This window comes from Chromobacterium subtsugae (genome assembly GCF_035919665.1).
GTDB lineage: Bacteria > Pseudomonadota > Gammaproteobacteria > Burkholderiales > Chromobacteriaceae > Chromobacterium > Chromobacterium subtsugae.
In genome coordinates this window covers 278838-293817 of record NZ_CP142381.1, presented here as the reverse complement: position 1 = coordinate 293817, position 14980 = coordinate 278838, and the positions used below count along the sequence as shown (strand labels likewise).

Genomic DNA, 14980 nt, shown 5'->3' with positions numbered 1-14980 from the left:
CGCCACGCGCGGCGGGCTGTCGTCATGCAATCAGCCCGGTGAAACCCCGATGCGCAAACCACATAAAACCACCCTGCAGGCCTATCTGTTCCTGGCGCCGGCGCTCGTGCTGCTGGCGGCGTTCTCGTTCTGGCCGGTGGGCTTCGGCTCCTTTCTCGCCTTCACCCGCTATAACCTGATCGACGCGCCGCAGTGGGTGGGCTGGGACAATTTCCGCGAGCTGTTCGGCGATGAGCTGTTCCTGTCGGCGCTGAAAAATTCGGCGCTGTACCTGCTGGTGGTGCCGGCGATCCAGCTGTTGGCCATCCTGCTGGCGGTGCTGGTCAACAACAGCCTGCCCGGCATCAAGCTGTTCCGCGCCGCCTACTACCTGCCGGTGGTCACCTCGGTGTCGGTGATCGGCATCATCTGGAATTTCATGTACGCCGAAGACGGCGTGCTCAACGCCGCGCTGCGCTGGCTGCATCTGATCAACGATCCGGTGGGCTGGCTCAACGATGACCATATCGCGCTGTTCGCGGTGATGTTCATCACCGTCTGGCGCGGCATAGGCTGGTATATGGTGCTGTACCTGGCCGGCCTGCAGGCGATGCCGGCCAACCTGCACGAGGCCGCGCAACTGGACGGCGCCAGCCGTTGGCAGCGTTTCTGGCGCATCACCGTGCCGCTGCTCGCGCCCACCATCCTGCTGTGCTCGATCATGTCGATGCTGGCGGCGGTGAAGGCGTTTGAGGAAGTGCAGATCCTGACCAAGGGCGGGCCGATGCAGTCCACCTACACCGCGCTGTTTTACGCTTACGAGTTCGGCATCAAGTCGCTGAACTTCGGCCGCGCGCTGGCCGCCAGCCTGGTGATGTCGGCGTTCTGCATCGTGCTGGCCTGGCTGAATTTCCGTTACCTGCAACCGCGCGACCGCTGAGGAGGCCAGATGCGATCTTCCACCACCCTGCCCGCCGCTGCCGCCTCCATCCGCGCGCGGCCGCGGCTGGCGCGCCTGGGCAACCGCGCCGTCCATTACCTGGCGCTGGCCGCCATCGCGCTGATCACCGTCTACCCGTTCTGGTGGACGCTGGTGACCGCCTTGTCCGGCGACGGCGAAGTGTTCGCCTTTCCGCCGCCCTTGCTGCCCACCGCGCCGACGCTGGCCAACTTCCGCGAGGCGGTGTCCAGCATCGACATCCTGGCCTTTTATCGCAACTCGCTGGCCATCACCGCGCTGACGGTGGCGGGCACGCTCTTGGTCAGCGCGCTGGCCGCCTACCCGCTGGCGCGCATGCAGTTCCCCGGCCGCCGGCTGGTGTTCGGCGCCATCCTCGCCACCCTGATCCTGCCCAGCGAAGTCAATTTCCTGGTCAACTTCATCACCGTGTCCAAGCTGCACCTCACCGACAGCTACGGCGGCGTGGTGCTGCCGACGCTGGCCGGCGCGGTGGGCATCTTCCTGATGAAGCAGGCGTTCGAGGCGGTGCCGCAGGATCTGATCGACGCCGCCCGCGTCGACGGCGCCGGCGAATGGCAGATCTTCTGGAAAATCATGCTGCCGCTGTCGCGGCCGGCGCTGGCGGCGCTGACCATCCTCACCACGGTGTCGGCGTGGAACCAGTACATCTGGCCGTCCATCGTGATGTCCAGCCCGGAAAAGTTTCCGCTGTCGGTCGGCGTGCTGTACCTGGCCGGCGCCTTCAGCTTCAAGACGCGGGTGGTGGCGGCCGGCGCGGTGCTGACCGTGCTGCCCATCCTGATCGTGTTCCTGTTCACCCAGCGCTACTTCCTGCGCGGATTCGATGGAGCGGTGAAATGACCCTGAGCGACGAACAACTGGACCAACTGGCCGGCCGCTGTTTGATGGTGGACGTGGCCGGGCCAGCCCTGGGCCCCGAAGAAGCGGCGCGGCTGAGGAAAATGCGGGTGCGCGCCATCTGCCTGTTCCGCCGCAACGTGCCGGACGCGGCGTCGACGCGCCGCCTGGTGGCGGGCCTGAAAGCCGCGCTGGGCGACGACATCCTGGTGGGCCTCGATCAGGAAGGCGGCGGCGTGATGCGCACGCTGTTCCTGCCGCAGGCGCCGGCGGCGATGGCGCTGGCCGCCGCGGGCGACGAAGCGCTGGCGCGCCAGGTCGGCGGCGCGGTGGCCCGCGGCCTGAAGAGCCTGGGCATCAACTGGAACTTCGCGCCGGTGCTGGACCTGAACAACAACCCGGCCAACCCGGTGATAGGCGAGCGCTCGTTCGGCGCCGAGCCAGCGCGCGCCGCCGCCCTGGCCCGCGCCTGGATGGAAGGCCACCTGGCCGAAGGCGTGGCCTGCTGCGTCAAGCACTTCCCCGGTCACGGCGACACCCACACCGACTCCCATCTGGACCTGCCGGTGGTGGACAAGCCGCAGGCCGAGCTGCGCGATTACGAGCTGGCGCCGTTCAAGGCGCTGGCGCCGCACGCGCCGGCGCTGATGAGCGCCCATATCCGCTTCCCCAGCCTGGACGCCGAATGGCCGGCCACGCTGTCGCCGGGCATCCTCACCGGCCTGCTGCGGCATGAGCTGGGCTTCCAGGGCGTCGCCATCACCGACGCGCTGAACATGAAGGCGATACGCGAACGCTGGGGCCAGGCCGCCGGCTCGGTGCAGACGCTGAAAGCCGGAGCGGATCTCGCGCTGGTGCTGCAGTTTCCCGATGAAATGGAAGCCAGCTTCAACGCGCTGCGCGCCGCGCTGCGCGGCGGCGAGCTGGCGCCGGAGCGGCTGCAAGAAGCCGCGGCGCGGGTGGACGCGCTGACCCGGCGCTACCCCAGCCTCGGCGATGACGACTACGCGGCCGAACAGCGCGCCGCCGACGAGGCGCTGTTCGCCGACGCCTGGGTCCGCGCGCTGACCGCCCATGGCGAGGTTCCCCTCTTGCGCGCCGGCCAGCGGCTGCGGCTGGTGGTGCAGGACCAGGCGCCGTCCGACGGCGTGTCCGAAGCCGGCCTGTCCGCCGACCGGCTGATCGCCGCGCTGTCGCGCCGCCACGCGCTGGAAGTGGTGCGCTTCAAAAACCGGGCGATGCTCGACTGGGCCACGCTGCCGCGCGACGGCGCCTTCACCGTGCTGGCCTCCACCAGCCGCGAACGCTACCTCCGGCGCGAACAACACAGCTGGAAGCCGGACTTGCATCTGGCATTATGGAACCCTTACGCCGCCGCCGACATCGCCGCGCCGGCCTTGATCAGCTACGGCTTCGCCGACGCCGCGCTGGACGCCATCAGCCGCTGCCTGGCCGGCGAGATCGACGCCGCCGGCCGGCTGCCGGTACCGCTGGGCGGCCCCCACCAGGAGCAATGAAATGTCCCGACTGTCATTGAGCAATATCCGCAAGGTTTACGACGACGGCAACGCCGTGATCCACGATGTCAGCCTGGACATCCGCGACGGCGAATTCATGGTTTTCGTCGGCCCGTCCGGCTGCGGCAAATCGACGATGATGCGCATGATCGCCGGGCTGGAGGACATCAGCGCCGGCGAGCTGCGCATAGACGGCCAGTTGGCCAACGACATCGAGCCGGCCAAGCGCGGCGTGGCGATGGTGTTCCAGAGCTACGCGCTGTACCCGCACATGACGGTGCGCGGCAATATGGCTTTCAGCCTGAAGCTGGCCGGCAAAAGCAAGGCCGAGATCGACGCCGCGGTGAACCGCGCCGCGCAGACGCTGCAGATCGAACACCTGCTGGAGCGCAAGCCCAAGGCGCTGTCCGGCGGCCAGCGCCAGCGCGTCGCCATCGGCCGCGCCATCGTCAGGAAGCCCGGCGTGTTCCTGTTCGACGAGCCCTTGTCCAATCTGGACGCCGCGCTCCGGGTGCAGATGCGCATCGAGCTGGCGCGGCTGCACAAGGAGCTGGGCAGCACCATGATCTACGTCACTCACGACCAGGTGGAGGCGATGACCATGGGCGACCGCATCGCGGTGTTCCACGCCGGCCGCATCGAACAGGTGGGCACGCCGCTGGAGCTGTACAACCGCCCGGCCAACCGCTTCGTCGCCGGCTTCCTCGGCTCGCCCAAGATGAACTTCATCGCGGCGCGGCCGCTGGACCCGCGCGCCGACGGCGTGGAGCTGGAGCTGCCCGGCGGCTGCCGGCTGACGCTGCCCTTCGCCGCCGGCGGCGGCGCGGCGACGCTGGGCGTGCGCGCCGAGCACCTGTTCTTCGCCGAATCCGGCCTGCCGGCGACGGTGCAACTGGTGGAGCACTTGGGCGACCAGCAAATCGTCTACTTGCGCGTGGAAGGCGCCGAGGAGGCGATCGCGCTGAAACTGAGCGGCCACGAGACGGAGCCTGCGCCAGGCAGCCTGCGTTTCGTGCAGCCCGATCCGCGCCATTGCCACGTGTTCGATGGCCAAGGAGCCGCCTTGCCGCGACTGGCGCCAGCCGATCAGAAAGAAACCGCGCTGGCCATGTGAAACATCGGGCGAGGAGAAGCGCCTCCTCGCCCTTATCCACAAGTCCCTTGAAAATCAGGATTTATCCACAGCGGACAGCCGCCCACCCCACCTCCATCGCAGCCAGCCATTCATCCAGGCGTTGGCCAGCACTATCAACACCGCGCCCAGCCACTGCCAGGCCAGCAAGGCGTGGCGATAAGCCAGATAGTCCACCAGTACGGCCACCAAGGGATAGACAAAACCCAGCGCGCCAATCAAATGCGTCGGCAGCCAGCGAAAAGCCGAATACATCAGGATATACATCCCGCAGGTATGCACCACGCCCAGCACCGCCAGGCAGCCCCAGGCCGCCGCGCCGGCTTCGGCCAAGCGTTGCGGCTGCAATAGCGGCCAAAGCAGCAGCACGCCGGCCAACGTCTGCAGGCAGGCGATCAGAGGCGCGGGAATCCCGGCCGGCAAGCGCTTGGTGATCAATGTCGCCAGCGCGTACAGCGCCGCCGCGCCCAAGGCCAGGCCCACGCCTATCCACCACTGGCCGCCTGCCTTGTCTTGCGCCAGCGTCGGCCACACGATCAACAGCATGCCGCCAAACGCCAAGCCCAAGGCGGCGAGTTTATGCCGGCTCGCGGTTTCACCCAGCCACAACACCGCCATGCCGTACAAGATGAAAGGCTGGGCCTGATACACCACGGTGGCGATGCCGATGGAGCTGTAGTGATAGGCGTTGAACAGCAGCAGCCAGTTGCCGACCAGCGCCACCCCGCCGCCCAAACATAACATCATGCTACCGGCCGTAAACAGCCATGGCCGCCACAGCCCGCGCCAGGCGATGAAGCCGGCGAGGCAAACCGTGCCGATCAGGCAACGGAAAAACACCACATGCAACGCCGGCTGGCCGGACTGCAGCACAAACCAGCCCAGCGTGCCGGACAAGGCCATTGCCGCCAACATCTGCCATTGGCCCCGGCGGATTTCCTGAGTGGACGCCATGTTTTGCTCCTGAGGCTTCGATGGCAACAGTCTAGAAAAGCGTGGACATTAACTACATGAGCATTGCAAGGTATAAACGCCTTTGATACCTTTCATTTATCGATTAATCACCAGAAAAAACTTCGAATGCGCGACTGGATAGATGTGGAACTGGTGAAACTGCTGCAGCAGAACGCCCGGCAGAGCCTGGCGGAGCTGGCGCGGCGGTTGAAAATGGCCGGCCCCAGCGTGTCGGAACGCTTGAAGCGGCTGGAAGAGTCCGGCGCGATAGCGGGCTACGCGCCGACGGTCAATCCGGAAGCCTGGGGCTATACGCTGACTGCCCTGGTGCGGCTGCGGCCGTTTCCCGGCCAGCTGAAAACGCTGGAGGCGCGCTTGATCGCCACGCCGCAAGTGATCGAATGCGACAAGGTCACCGGCGAAGACTGCTTCATTGCCCGGCTGGCCTTGCGCCATATTCGGGAGCTAGACGACATCCTGGACCAGCTGTCAGAGCTAGCCTCCACCACCAGCTCTATCGTCAAGAACAGCCCGGTGCAGCGCCGCCTGCCGCCGCTGCAGCCACGCGACTAAAGCGCTTATCCGCAAGTCAAAAGAAATGGCGGAGTTATCCACAGCAACGGCTCGCGTGGGGAAATAGTGAAAAACCTTTGATTTGGCTAAGTAAATATTCGTAAGACATCGAGAACTGCCCTACAACTAGAGCAAGATTGTTCCAATACGGAGGTTCTCATGAACCGCCAAACCTCGCTGGCCGGGCAACTGGCCGCCATCGTCGGCCTGGTCATCGCCATCCTGCTGATTTCCTCGATTTTCTCCTTAAGCCAGCTATGGGGCAGCATCCGCGTGTTCCGCGACCAGGTGGTGGCCGACCAGCGCAGCGTGCAGCAAGTGCTGACCATGCAGGTGGACTTCAAGAAACAGGTGCAGGAGTGGAAAGACACGCTGCTGCGCGGCCAGGACCCGGCCAAGCTGGCCAAATACTGGGGCAATTTCCAGCAGCGCGAGCAGCAGGTGCGCGACGAGGGCAACAGGCTGGCGGCCTCGGTGTCCGACCCGCAGGCGCAGCAGTTGCTGCTGCAATTCGTCGCCGCCCACCAGAAAATGGGCGACGACTACCGCAAGGGGCTTGACGCCTACAAGCAGGCCGGCGCCGACTTCAAGGTGGGCGACAAGCAGGTGGCCGGCATGGATAGGCCGCCGACCGAGTTGCTGACCCAGGCCAGCGACCTGCTGGCCAAACGCGCGCAGGCCAACACCGCCGCCGCGGAAGACAGCGCCAACGCCGCCTTGTGGCGGGTGGGCATCGCGATGGCCGTCGGCACCGTGCTGGGCCTGGCCTTCTTCCTTTACTACGTCAGCCGCACCGTGATCCAGCGCGCCCGCCAGCTGGCGGACGACCTGGCCCGGCTGGCCGGCGGCGATTTCACCCGCCCGTTCCACGCCGGGCGGATGGACGAGATCGGCCGCATCGCCGCCAGCAGCGAAACGGTGCGCACCCATCTGGGTTCGCTGATCGGCGAGCTGATCCACGCCGCCAAGCAGGTCGGCGACACCAGCCAGGAGCTGGGACGCTCGGCGCAGGCGCTGGCGCGCGGCGCCGAAACGCAAAACGACGCGATCGCCGACAACGCCGCCTCGCTGGAGCAAATGGCCACCAGCGTGGACACCATCGCCGACCAGGCCTCGCGCATCAGCGACGATTCGCGCAACAGCGCGCAGAAAACCAACGACGGCCTCGACGAGGTGGCGCGGCTGCGCCGCCAGGCGGAAACCATAGACACGGTGATGGGGCAAGTAGACCAGGCCTCGCAGGCCTTCCGCGACAGCACCCAGTCGATCAGCCATTTGACCGGGCAGATCCGCGACATCGCCGAGCAGACCAATCTATTGGCGCTGAACGCGGCGATCGAGGCGGCGCGCGCCGGCGAGATGGGCCGCGGCTTCGCGGTGGTGGCCGACGAGGTGCGCAAGCTGGCGGAAAACTCGGCCAAGGCCGCCAGCGAAATCAAGGGCGTGACCGAACAACTGAGCCAGAACGCGCAATCGGTGGGCTCGACGGTGCAAAGCGGCCTGGACGCCGCCCAGCAAAGCCGCGACACCATGGAGACGGTGATGGCCAATCTGCGCGAGGCCAACGACAGCGTGCAAGAAGCCAGCGGCGGCGTCGGCCAGATCCGCGACGCCATTTCCGAGCAGAAAAGCGTCTGCGCCAGCCTGGCGCAGCGCTTCGAAACGGTATCGCAGATGGTGGCCGACAACACCCAGGCCGCCGGCGAACTGCACAGCGCGGTGCTCCGCCTGAACGGCGTGGCCGCCCACATGCAGCAAATGGTGGGCAAGTTCCAGCTGTAGCGCCGCCAAGGCTAGCGCGGGCGCAACGACGCGATGCGGCTCAGGCGGAGAAAACGGGATTCGCGGCATCCAGCCGGAAGCGCAGCAGCGTCCCCGCATGCGGCGCCAGCCGCCGCGCCAGCCAATCCATGCCGACCGCGCCGGACGGGAAGCCGGCGTCCGGGCGTTCGCTGACGAACACCACGTTGCGGCTGGCTTCGGTCAGCTTGAAATGGTCCGACTCCAGCCAATTCATGCAGCGGCAAACCGTCTCCCGGCCGCCGTTCAGCCAAACCACCTCGCCGGCTTGCGGCCACTCCGCTTCGGCGCGGCCCAACGGCACGAAGGCTTCGTCGCCATGCGCCAGGTCCAGCAGCAGCTCTCCGCCCAGCTTGTCGACATCCTCGCCGCCAAACGGCACCAGGCTGAGCAAGGACGCCTGGTTGTACAGATCCACCAACGGCAGGATGCTGCGCAGCTTGTCCTTTTGCACCGCCTTGACCAGATATTCCAGCGAACAGCGCGCCTTCTTGTCGCCGGGCAACTCGCGGTACAGCGCTTTCCAGCGCTGCAGCAGCGCTTCGGTATCCGCCCCTTCCGCCAAACTCGGCGCCGCCGTCGGCAAGGCCGACGTTTGCAGATCCAGGGCCAGCAGGCCCTCCACTTCCATTGCCGGCAGGCGGCCCAACAGGTCTTGGCTCAATTCGACGCGCATCGCTTTCTCCCTCATGATCAGTGCGCTGCCTATGCTAGCCAGGCTGTGGAGCGAGGGGAAGCAAATGCTTTTAATGGGGCATTAGTAGGAGGGAGCCGATGCCTTGCAGGCGGTGCGAGAGCCCCTTTGCCCCGCGGGAGAGGGATTGGCGAGAGGGCGGCTTGCGCGCCCAGCGGGCGGATCGCCCCTGCCGGGCATCCGCCCTAACGCATCAGGCGCTCAGCGCCTCGCGCCGCGACTGCGCGCGCGCCGCCAGCCAGGCGTCCACCACCTCCGCGGCGTTGGCCGGCAGATGCAGTTTCAGCTTGGAGCGGCGCCACAGGATGTCCTCGCTGCGCGTCGCCCATTCCTGCTCCGCCAGATATTCCAGCTCGGCCGCATAGAGGCCGGGCAGCACTTCCTCTCCCAGCTCCGCCAGGCTGGCGGCCTGGCCGATCAGCTTGCCGACGCGGGTGCCGTAGGCGCGCGCCCAGCGCTCGGCCAATGCCGCCGGCAGCCATGGGCAGCGCTGGCCCAGGCCCTGCAGGAAGCGGCCGAAGTCGGCGCCCGGCATGTCGCCGCCCGGCAGCGGCGCGTCGGCGGTCCAGGTGGCCTTGCGGTTGCCCAACAGCGGCGCCAGCTTGTCCACCGCCTCCTCGGCCAGCTTGCGGAAGGTGGTGATCTTGCCGCCGAACACCGACAGCAGCGGCGCGCCGGCGAGGTCCATTTCCAGCGCGTAGTCGCGGGTGACGCTGGCGGCGTTGTCGGCGGCGTCGTCCAGCAGCGGCCGCACGCCGGAATAGGTGGACAGCACGTCGGCGGGCGCAATCTGGCTGTGGAAATAGCGGTTGCTCATCTCGCACAGATAGGCGATTTCCTGCGCGTCTATCGCCACTCGGGCCGGATCGCCGCGGTATTCGACGTCGGTGGTGCCGATCAGGGTGAAATCCTTCTCGTACGGGATGGCGAAGATGATGCGTTTGTCCGGATTCTGGAAGATGTAGGCGAACGGGTGGTCGAACAGCTTCTTCACCACGATGTGGCTGCCCTTGACCAAGCGGATGGACTTGCTGGACGGCATCGCCAGCTTGTCCTCGATCAGGCTCTGCACCCAGGGGCCGGCGGCGTTGACCAGCGCGCGGGCGCGGACCTCGAAGCGGCTGCCGTCCTCGCGCGCCAGCGTGACGATCCAGTGGCCGTCGTCGCGGCGCGCCGCCACGCAGGCTGTGCGGGTGTGGATTTTGGCGCCGTGCTCGGCGGCGTCCACCGCGTTCAGCACCACCATCCGCGCGTCCTGCACCCAGCCGTCGGAATAGACGAAGCCGCGCTTGAACGCGTCCTTCAGCGGCGCGCCCGCCGGATGCTTGGCGAAGCTGACGGTTTCCGAGCCGGGCAGCACTTCGCGCTTGGCCAGATGATCGTAGAGGAACAGGCCGGCGCGGATCATCCACTCCGGGCGCTGGTCGCGCGCGTGCGGCATCACGAAGCGCAGCGGCCAGATGATGTGCGGGGCGGCCTTCAGCAGCACTTCGCGCTCCTGCAGCGCCTTGCGCACCAGGCCGAACTCGTAATACTCCAGATAGCGCAGGCCGCCGTGGATCAGCTTGGTGCTGGCCGACGAGGTATGCGAGGCCAGGTCGTCCTTTTCGCACAGCGCCACCGACAGGCCGCGCCCAGCCGCGTCGCGCGCGATGCCCGCGCCGTTGATGCCGCCGCCTATCACCATCAAGTCGTATACGTCCATTGCCCCGTCCTTGCTTAATCTACCGTGTTCATTCTATCCACAATAGCTAACAAGCAACACAAATAACACATTTTTCTTTCGCTATTTTTCGTTTTTACGACACTTTGGCGGGATGCAATCAGGAAAGGCAGGAAAAGGCGGATGGGAGGCGCTGTGCGAATCGGCATTCCAGCCTTGCTGGGCAAGGTTTAGCGACGGATTGGGAGCAGCGGGACGCGCAGGCGCGCGGAGAGGGAAAAACGAACAAAAAAGGAAAACGGCGCGCCGGATAGCGCGCCGTCGACTGCGATTACAGCGTGGAAGCCAGCGCCGCCAGCGTGCCGCCGATCAACGAGCCCAGCACCGGCACCCAGGCATAGCCCCAGTCGCTGTCGCGCTTGCCCGGAATCGGCAGGATGGCGTGCATGATGCGCGGCGCCAGATCGCGCGCCGGGCTCATCGCGTAGCCGGTGGTGCCGCCCAGCGACACGCCGATGCCCAGCACCAAGAGAGCCACCGGCAATGCCTCGATGGCGCCCAGCGACATTTTCGGGCCGACCATCGACAGGATGGCGAACACCAGCACGAAGGTGGCGACGATCTCGGATACCAGGTTGCCCGGCAGGCTGCGGATGGCCGGGCCGGTGCAGAAGGTGGCCAGCTTGGTGTCGGCGCAATCGGTGGTTTCATAGTGCTTGCGGTAGATCACCCACATCAGGCCGGCGCCGGCCATGCCGCCCAGCATCTGCGCGGCGACATAGCCCGGCACCTTGTCCCACGGGAATTTGCCGGCCACCGCCAGCGCCACCGACACCGCCGGGTTCAGGTGCGCGCCGCTGATCGCCGCCACGCTGAACACGCCGACGAACACCGCCATCGCCCAGCCGAAGGCCACCACGATCAGGCCGCTGTTGTGGCCCTTGGTGTTTTTCAGCAGCACATTGGCCACCACGCCGTTGCCCAGCAGCACCAACAGCGCGGTGCCGATGAACTCGCCGACCAACGCTTTGTAAAATGGATCCATGATTCAGTCTTTCAGAAAAGAGATTGGCGTCCCGCCGCGGCTGGCGCGGCGGGCATGCTTGTCGCTGGGCAATCAAGCCTGATCGTCGGCCCACACCTTGGCGGCGTTCACCGCGCGCTGCCAGCCCTTGACGTTGGCGGCCACTTCGCCGGCCGGCATCGCCGGCTGGAAGCGGCGGTCCAGCTGCCATTGGCCCTGGATGTCGTCGACGCTCTTCCAGTAACCGACGGCCAGGCCGGCCAGGTAGGCGGCGCCCAGCGCGGTGGTTTCGGTGATCTTGGGGCGCACCACGTTCACCGCCAGGATGTCGGACTGGAACTGCATCAACAGCTCGTTGACGGTGGCGCCGCCATCGACGCGCAGCTCGGCGATGCCCATGCCGGCGTCGGCTTCCATCGCCTTCAGCACGTCGCGGGTCTGGTAGGCGATGCTGTCCAGCGCGGCGCGGGCGATGTGGGCCGCCTTGGTGCCCAGCGTGGCGCCGACGATGGTGCCGCGGGCGCTGGCGTTCCAGTGCGGCGCGCCCAGGCCGGCGAAGGCCGGCACCAGGTAGACGCCGTCGCTGTCCTTCACTTCCTGCGCCAGCGGGCCGACGTCGGCCGAGTGGCGGATGATGCCCAGACCGTCGCGCAGCCATTTCACCACCGCGCCGCCGATGAAGATCGAGCCTTCCAGCGCGTACTGCACCTTGCCGTCCACTGCCCAGGCGATGGTGGTCAGCAGATTGTTCTTCGATTCGATCGGCTTGTCGCCGGTGTTCAGCATCATGAAGCAGCCAGTGCCATAGGTGTTCTTCACCATGCCGGGCTGGGTGCATTGCTGGCCGAACAGCGCCGCCTGCTGGTCGCCGGCCACGCCGGCGATCGGGATTTCCACGCCCAGGTGGGCGGCGTGGGTGTGGCCGTACACCTCGCTGGAGCTCTTCACCTGCGGCAGCATCGAGGCCGGGATGCCCATGATGTCCAGCAGCTCGGCGTCCCATTCCAGCGTGTGGATGTTGTACAGCATGGTGCGCGAGGCGTTGGACACGTCGGTGACGTGCACCTTGCCGTGGCTGAAGTTCCAGATCAGCCAGCTGTCGACGGTGCCGAAGGCCAGCTTGCCGGCCTGCGCGCGTTCGCGGGCGCCGGGCACATTGTCCAGAATCCATTTGATCTTGCTGCCGGAGAAGTAGGCGTCGACCAGCAGGCCGGTCTTGGCGCGGATCAGCTCGCCCAGGCCGCGCGCCTTCAGTTCGTCGCAGAAGCCGGCGGTGCGGCGGTCCTGCCAGACGATGGCGTTGTACACCGGCTGGCCGGTTTCGCGGTCCCAGACGATGGTGGTTTCGCGCTGGTTGGTGATGCCGATGGCGGCGATGCTGCGACCGTCGATGCCGGCTTTGGCCACGGCTTCCGCCGCCACCCCCACCTGGCCGCCCCAGATTTCCTGCGGATCATGCTCGACCCAGCCCGGTTGCGGGTAGATCTGGCGGAATTCCTTTTGCGCCAGCGACACGATGTCGCCGCCGCGGTTGAACAGGATGGCGCGGGAACTGGTGGTGCCCTGGTCCAAGGCCAGTACGTACTGATCGCTCATTGAGTCTTCTCCTGATTGCCGGCAAGGCAGCATGGTTAACAGCGGGGGTGTCAACGTTGCGCTAATGTTGCTTTTTTTGCTTATGACGTTCGTTTTATTTGCGGACAATTCTATTCCCGAACACCAGCTTGTCAATCATTCGGTAAAAAAAAATACATTTTCCGCAGCGCAACCAGGCTTTTCCCGCGTGACGAACCCATTTTTATCCAATGAAATCAAAGCACTGAAAAATGTAGCGCGATGCTACATTCCGCCGACGACGCGGCCATTCCGGCACGAACCGCCGCGAACCACGCGGCTAGCGGCGGCCCCGCGCCGCGTCCTGGCTGCGTTTGCGCGTCATCCGTCGTCCATCACTGCAATTCCGCACTGCAACAAGGCTTTGCGCGATTACATCCTGATTTTTGCAAAGGAAAAAATAAGAAAATAAGCGAAAATAAAGATGGCGGATTAGAAAAAAAAACACCATCAATCGTTGTTTTGCGCGCAAATCCTTCATTTCAAGTAATCCAGCCGCTACACGGCAGTTATGGCAGCATGATCGACAACGCCGGAGACAGCCTGAACAGCCTGCCGATGCGCGCTGCGCGCCGGGCAAGGCGAGCGGATTCGACCCAACGCAAAGAAGCCGTCGCGCGGACATGGCACTATCGGTGCAGACGACGCCGGACGCCGACGGCGCGGGGAAACGAATCCCGGCGCGCCGACGCCCGGCGCAGCGTTTCCGGCTCCATGCCCATAGCTTCAACCTAACCGGCCGGACGGCCGCAAAGGACAGTCATGCTTCGCAACACCAAAATTCTCGCCACGCTGGGGCCCTCATCCAGCACCCCGGAACAAATCCTGGAGCTGGCCCGCGCCGGGGTGAACATCTTCCGCCTCAATATGAGCCACGGCAGCCATGACGACCACCGCGCCCGCCTGGCCGCCATCCGCGCCGCGGAAAAGGCATTGGACCGGCCGATAGGCGCGCTGATCGACCTGCAGGGGCCCAAGCTGCGCATCGGCAAATTCCCGCAGCCCGCCACCGTGCAGACCGGCGACCGCTACGAATTCGTGCTGGATGAAGTGGACGGCGACGCCCGCCGCGCCAGCCTGCCGCACCCGGAAGCCTTCGCCGCGCTCAAGCCCGGCCACAGCATCCTGGTCAACGACGGCAAGCTGGCGTTCCACGTGGAACATGTCGAGCCGCGCCGCATCGCCACCCGCGTCACCGTCGGCGGCGAGCTGTCCAGCAACAAAGGCTTCAATCTGCCGCACACCGTGCTGCCGCTGTCCGCCATCACCGAGAAAGACCGCAAGGACGCCGAGTTCGCGCTGGCCGAAGGCGCCGACTGGGTGGCGATGTCCTTCGTGCAGACCGCGCGGGACGTGGCCGAGCTGCGAAAGATCGTCGGCAAAAAGGCCGGCATCGTCGCCAAGATCGAAAAACCGTCGGCGGTGGACGATCTGGAAGCCATCGCCACGCTGGCCGACGGCGTGATGGTGGCGCGCGGCGACCTGGGCGTGGAGCTGCCGCCGGAAGACGTGCCGGTGGCGCAACGCCGCATCGTCCACCAGTGCCGCCACCTGGGCCGCCCGGTGATCGTCGCCACCCAGATGCTGGAGTCGATGATCACCGCGCCCACCCCCACCCGCGCCGAAGCCAACGACGTGGCCACCGCCGTCTACGAGGGCGCCGACGCGGTGATGCTGTCGGCGGAAACCGCCGCCGGCCAATACCCGCTGCAGGCGGTGCAGATCATGGACCGCATCATCCGCCGCGTGGAAAGCGCGCCGGACTACCGCAAGGTGATGGCGCTGGACTACAGCGCCGCCGACGAGCCGGGCCGCACCGACGCCATCGCCGCCTGCGTGCGCAAGGTGGCGACGCTGCTGCCGGTGACGGTCTCGGTCGCCTTCACCACCAGCGGCTCCACCTGTCTGTACCTGGCGCGCGAGCGCCCGTCCACGCCCATCCTGGGGATTTCTCCCAGCCTGGACACCGCGCGCCGGCTGACGCTGGTGTGGGGGGTGGTGGCCTACCACGGTCCGGATGCGGAAAACCTGGAAGACATGGTAGTGAAGACCACCTTCTGCGCCACCAAGCTGGGCCTGGCCGAACAGGGCAAGCCGATGGTGATCATCGCCGGCGTGCCCTTCGGCACCCCCGGCTCCACCAATCTCTTGCGCATCGTTTACCCGTAAGCGCCGCGTCTTCGCGCGCTTAAGACAACGGAAGCCCGCCGG

The 14980-nt window shown here is 66.2% G+C and carries 13 protein-coding genes; 8 read left to right on the top strand and 5 right to left on the bottom strand.

Going from position 1 to position 14980, the window contains the following annotated elements; all coding sequences use genetic code 11:
- Window positions 1-49 precede the first annotated feature (49 nt).
- From U6115_RS01415 to U6115_RS01400, 4 genes are read left to right on the top strand one after another with little or no spacing between them, the layout of a single operon-like run.
- Complete coding sequence (locus U6115_RS01415) at window positions 50-919, top strand: carbohydrate ABC transporter permease (RefSeq protein WP_043574944.1); 870 nt, start codon at window positions 50-52, stop codon at window positions 917-919.
- A 9-nt stretch (window positions 920-928) separates the two neighbouring features.
- The gene (locus U6115_RS01410; protein ID WP_043574942.1) at window positions 929-1801 is read left to right on the top strand and encodes a carbohydrate ABC transporter permease; all 873 of its coding nucleotides are present in this window, start codon (window positions 929-931) and stop codon (window positions 1799-1801) included.
- Window positions 1798-3315, top strand: a complete 1518-nt coding sequence (gene nagZ, locus U6115_RS01405) for a beta-N-acetylhexosaminidase (RefSeq protein ID WP_043574940.1) — start codon at window positions 1798-1800, stop codon at window positions 3313-3315. The genes U6115_RS01410 and nagZ overlap by 4 nt, the downstream gene beginning before the upstream one ends.
- Window position 3316: 1 nt before the next feature.
- Window positions 3317-4429, top strand: coding sequence for an ABC transporter ATP-binding protein (locus tag U6115_RS01400; protein ID WP_043574936.1), 1113 nt, complete (start codon window positions 3317-3319; stop codon window positions 4427-4429).
- 54 nt (window positions 4430-4483) lie between these two features.
- Here the strand turns inward: U6115_RS01400 and U6115_RS01395 are convergent, their stop codons facing one another.
- Complete coding sequence (locus U6115_RS01395) at window positions 4484-5401, bottom strand: DMT family transporter (protein WP_043574933.1); 918 nt, start codon at window positions 5399-5401, stop codon at window positions 4484-4486.
- Window positions 5402-5527: 126 nt separating this feature from the next.
- Here U6115_RS01395 and U6115_RS01390 point away from each other — a divergent pair, with 126 nt between their 5' ends.
- A complete protein-coding gene (locus U6115_RS01390) occupies window positions 5528-5974 on the top strand; it encodes an Lrp/AsnC family transcriptional regulator (protein ID WP_043574931.1) in 447 nt (148 codons plus the stop codon).
- A 159-nt stretch (window positions 5975-6133) separates the two neighbouring features.
- Window positions 6134-7756: a methyl-accepting chemotaxis protein gene (locus tag U6115_RS01385; RefSeq protein WP_043574929.1), complete on the top strand. Its 1623-nt coding sequence runs from the start codon at window positions 6134-6136 to the stop codon at window positions 7754-7756.
- A gap of 40 nt (window positions 7757-7796) precedes the next feature.
- Here U6115_RS01385 and U6115_RS01380 read toward each other — a convergent pair whose 3' ends face one another.
- The 4 genes from U6115_RS01380 to glpK form a co-directional block, all read right to left on the bottom strand.
- Window positions 7797-8450: a B3/B4 domain-containing protein gene (locus U6115_RS01380; RefSeq protein ID WP_052258036.1), complete on the bottom strand. Its 654-nt coding sequence runs from the start codon at window positions 8448-8450 to the stop codon at window positions 7797-7799.
- A gap of 211 nt (window positions 8451-8661) precedes the next feature.
- The gene (gene glpD / locus U6115_RS01375) at window positions 8662-10173 is read right to left on the bottom strand and encodes a glycerol-3-phosphate dehydrogenase (protein WP_043574927.1); all 1512 of its coding nucleotides are present in this window, start codon (window positions 10171-10173) and stop codon (window positions 8662-8664) included.
- Window positions 10174-10462: 289 nt separating this feature from the next.
- Complete coding sequence (locus U6115_RS01370; protein WP_043574924.1) at window positions 10463-11176, bottom strand: MIP/aquaporin family protein; 714 nt, start codon at window positions 11174-11176, stop codon at window positions 10463-10465.
- A gap of 72 nt (window positions 11177-11248) precedes the next feature.
- A complete protein-coding gene (gene glpK / locus U6115_RS01365) occupies window positions 11249-12751 on the bottom strand; it encodes a glycerol kinase GlpK (RefSeq protein WP_043574921.1) in 1503 nt (500 codons plus the stop codon).
- A gap of 31 nt (window positions 12752-12782) precedes the next feature.
- Between glpK and U6115_RS01360 the strand changes: the two genes are divergently transcribed.
- Together U6115_RS01360 and pyk are read left to right on the top strand one after the other, a co-directional pair.
- Window positions 12783-13181 carry a hypothetical protein gene (locus tag U6115_RS01360; protein WP_146008398.1) on the top strand — a complete coding sequence of 133 codons (399 nt, stop codon included), beginning with the start codon at window positions 12783-12785 and terminating at the stop codon, window positions 13179-13181.
- A 350-nt stretch (window positions 13182-13531) separates the two neighbouring features.
- Window positions 13532-14938, top strand: a complete 1407-nt coding sequence (gene pyk, locus U6115_RS01355; RefSeq protein WP_043574918.1) for a pyruvate kinase — start codon at window positions 13532-13534, stop codon at window positions 14936-14938.
- Window positions 14939-14980: the final 42 nt, after the last annotated feature.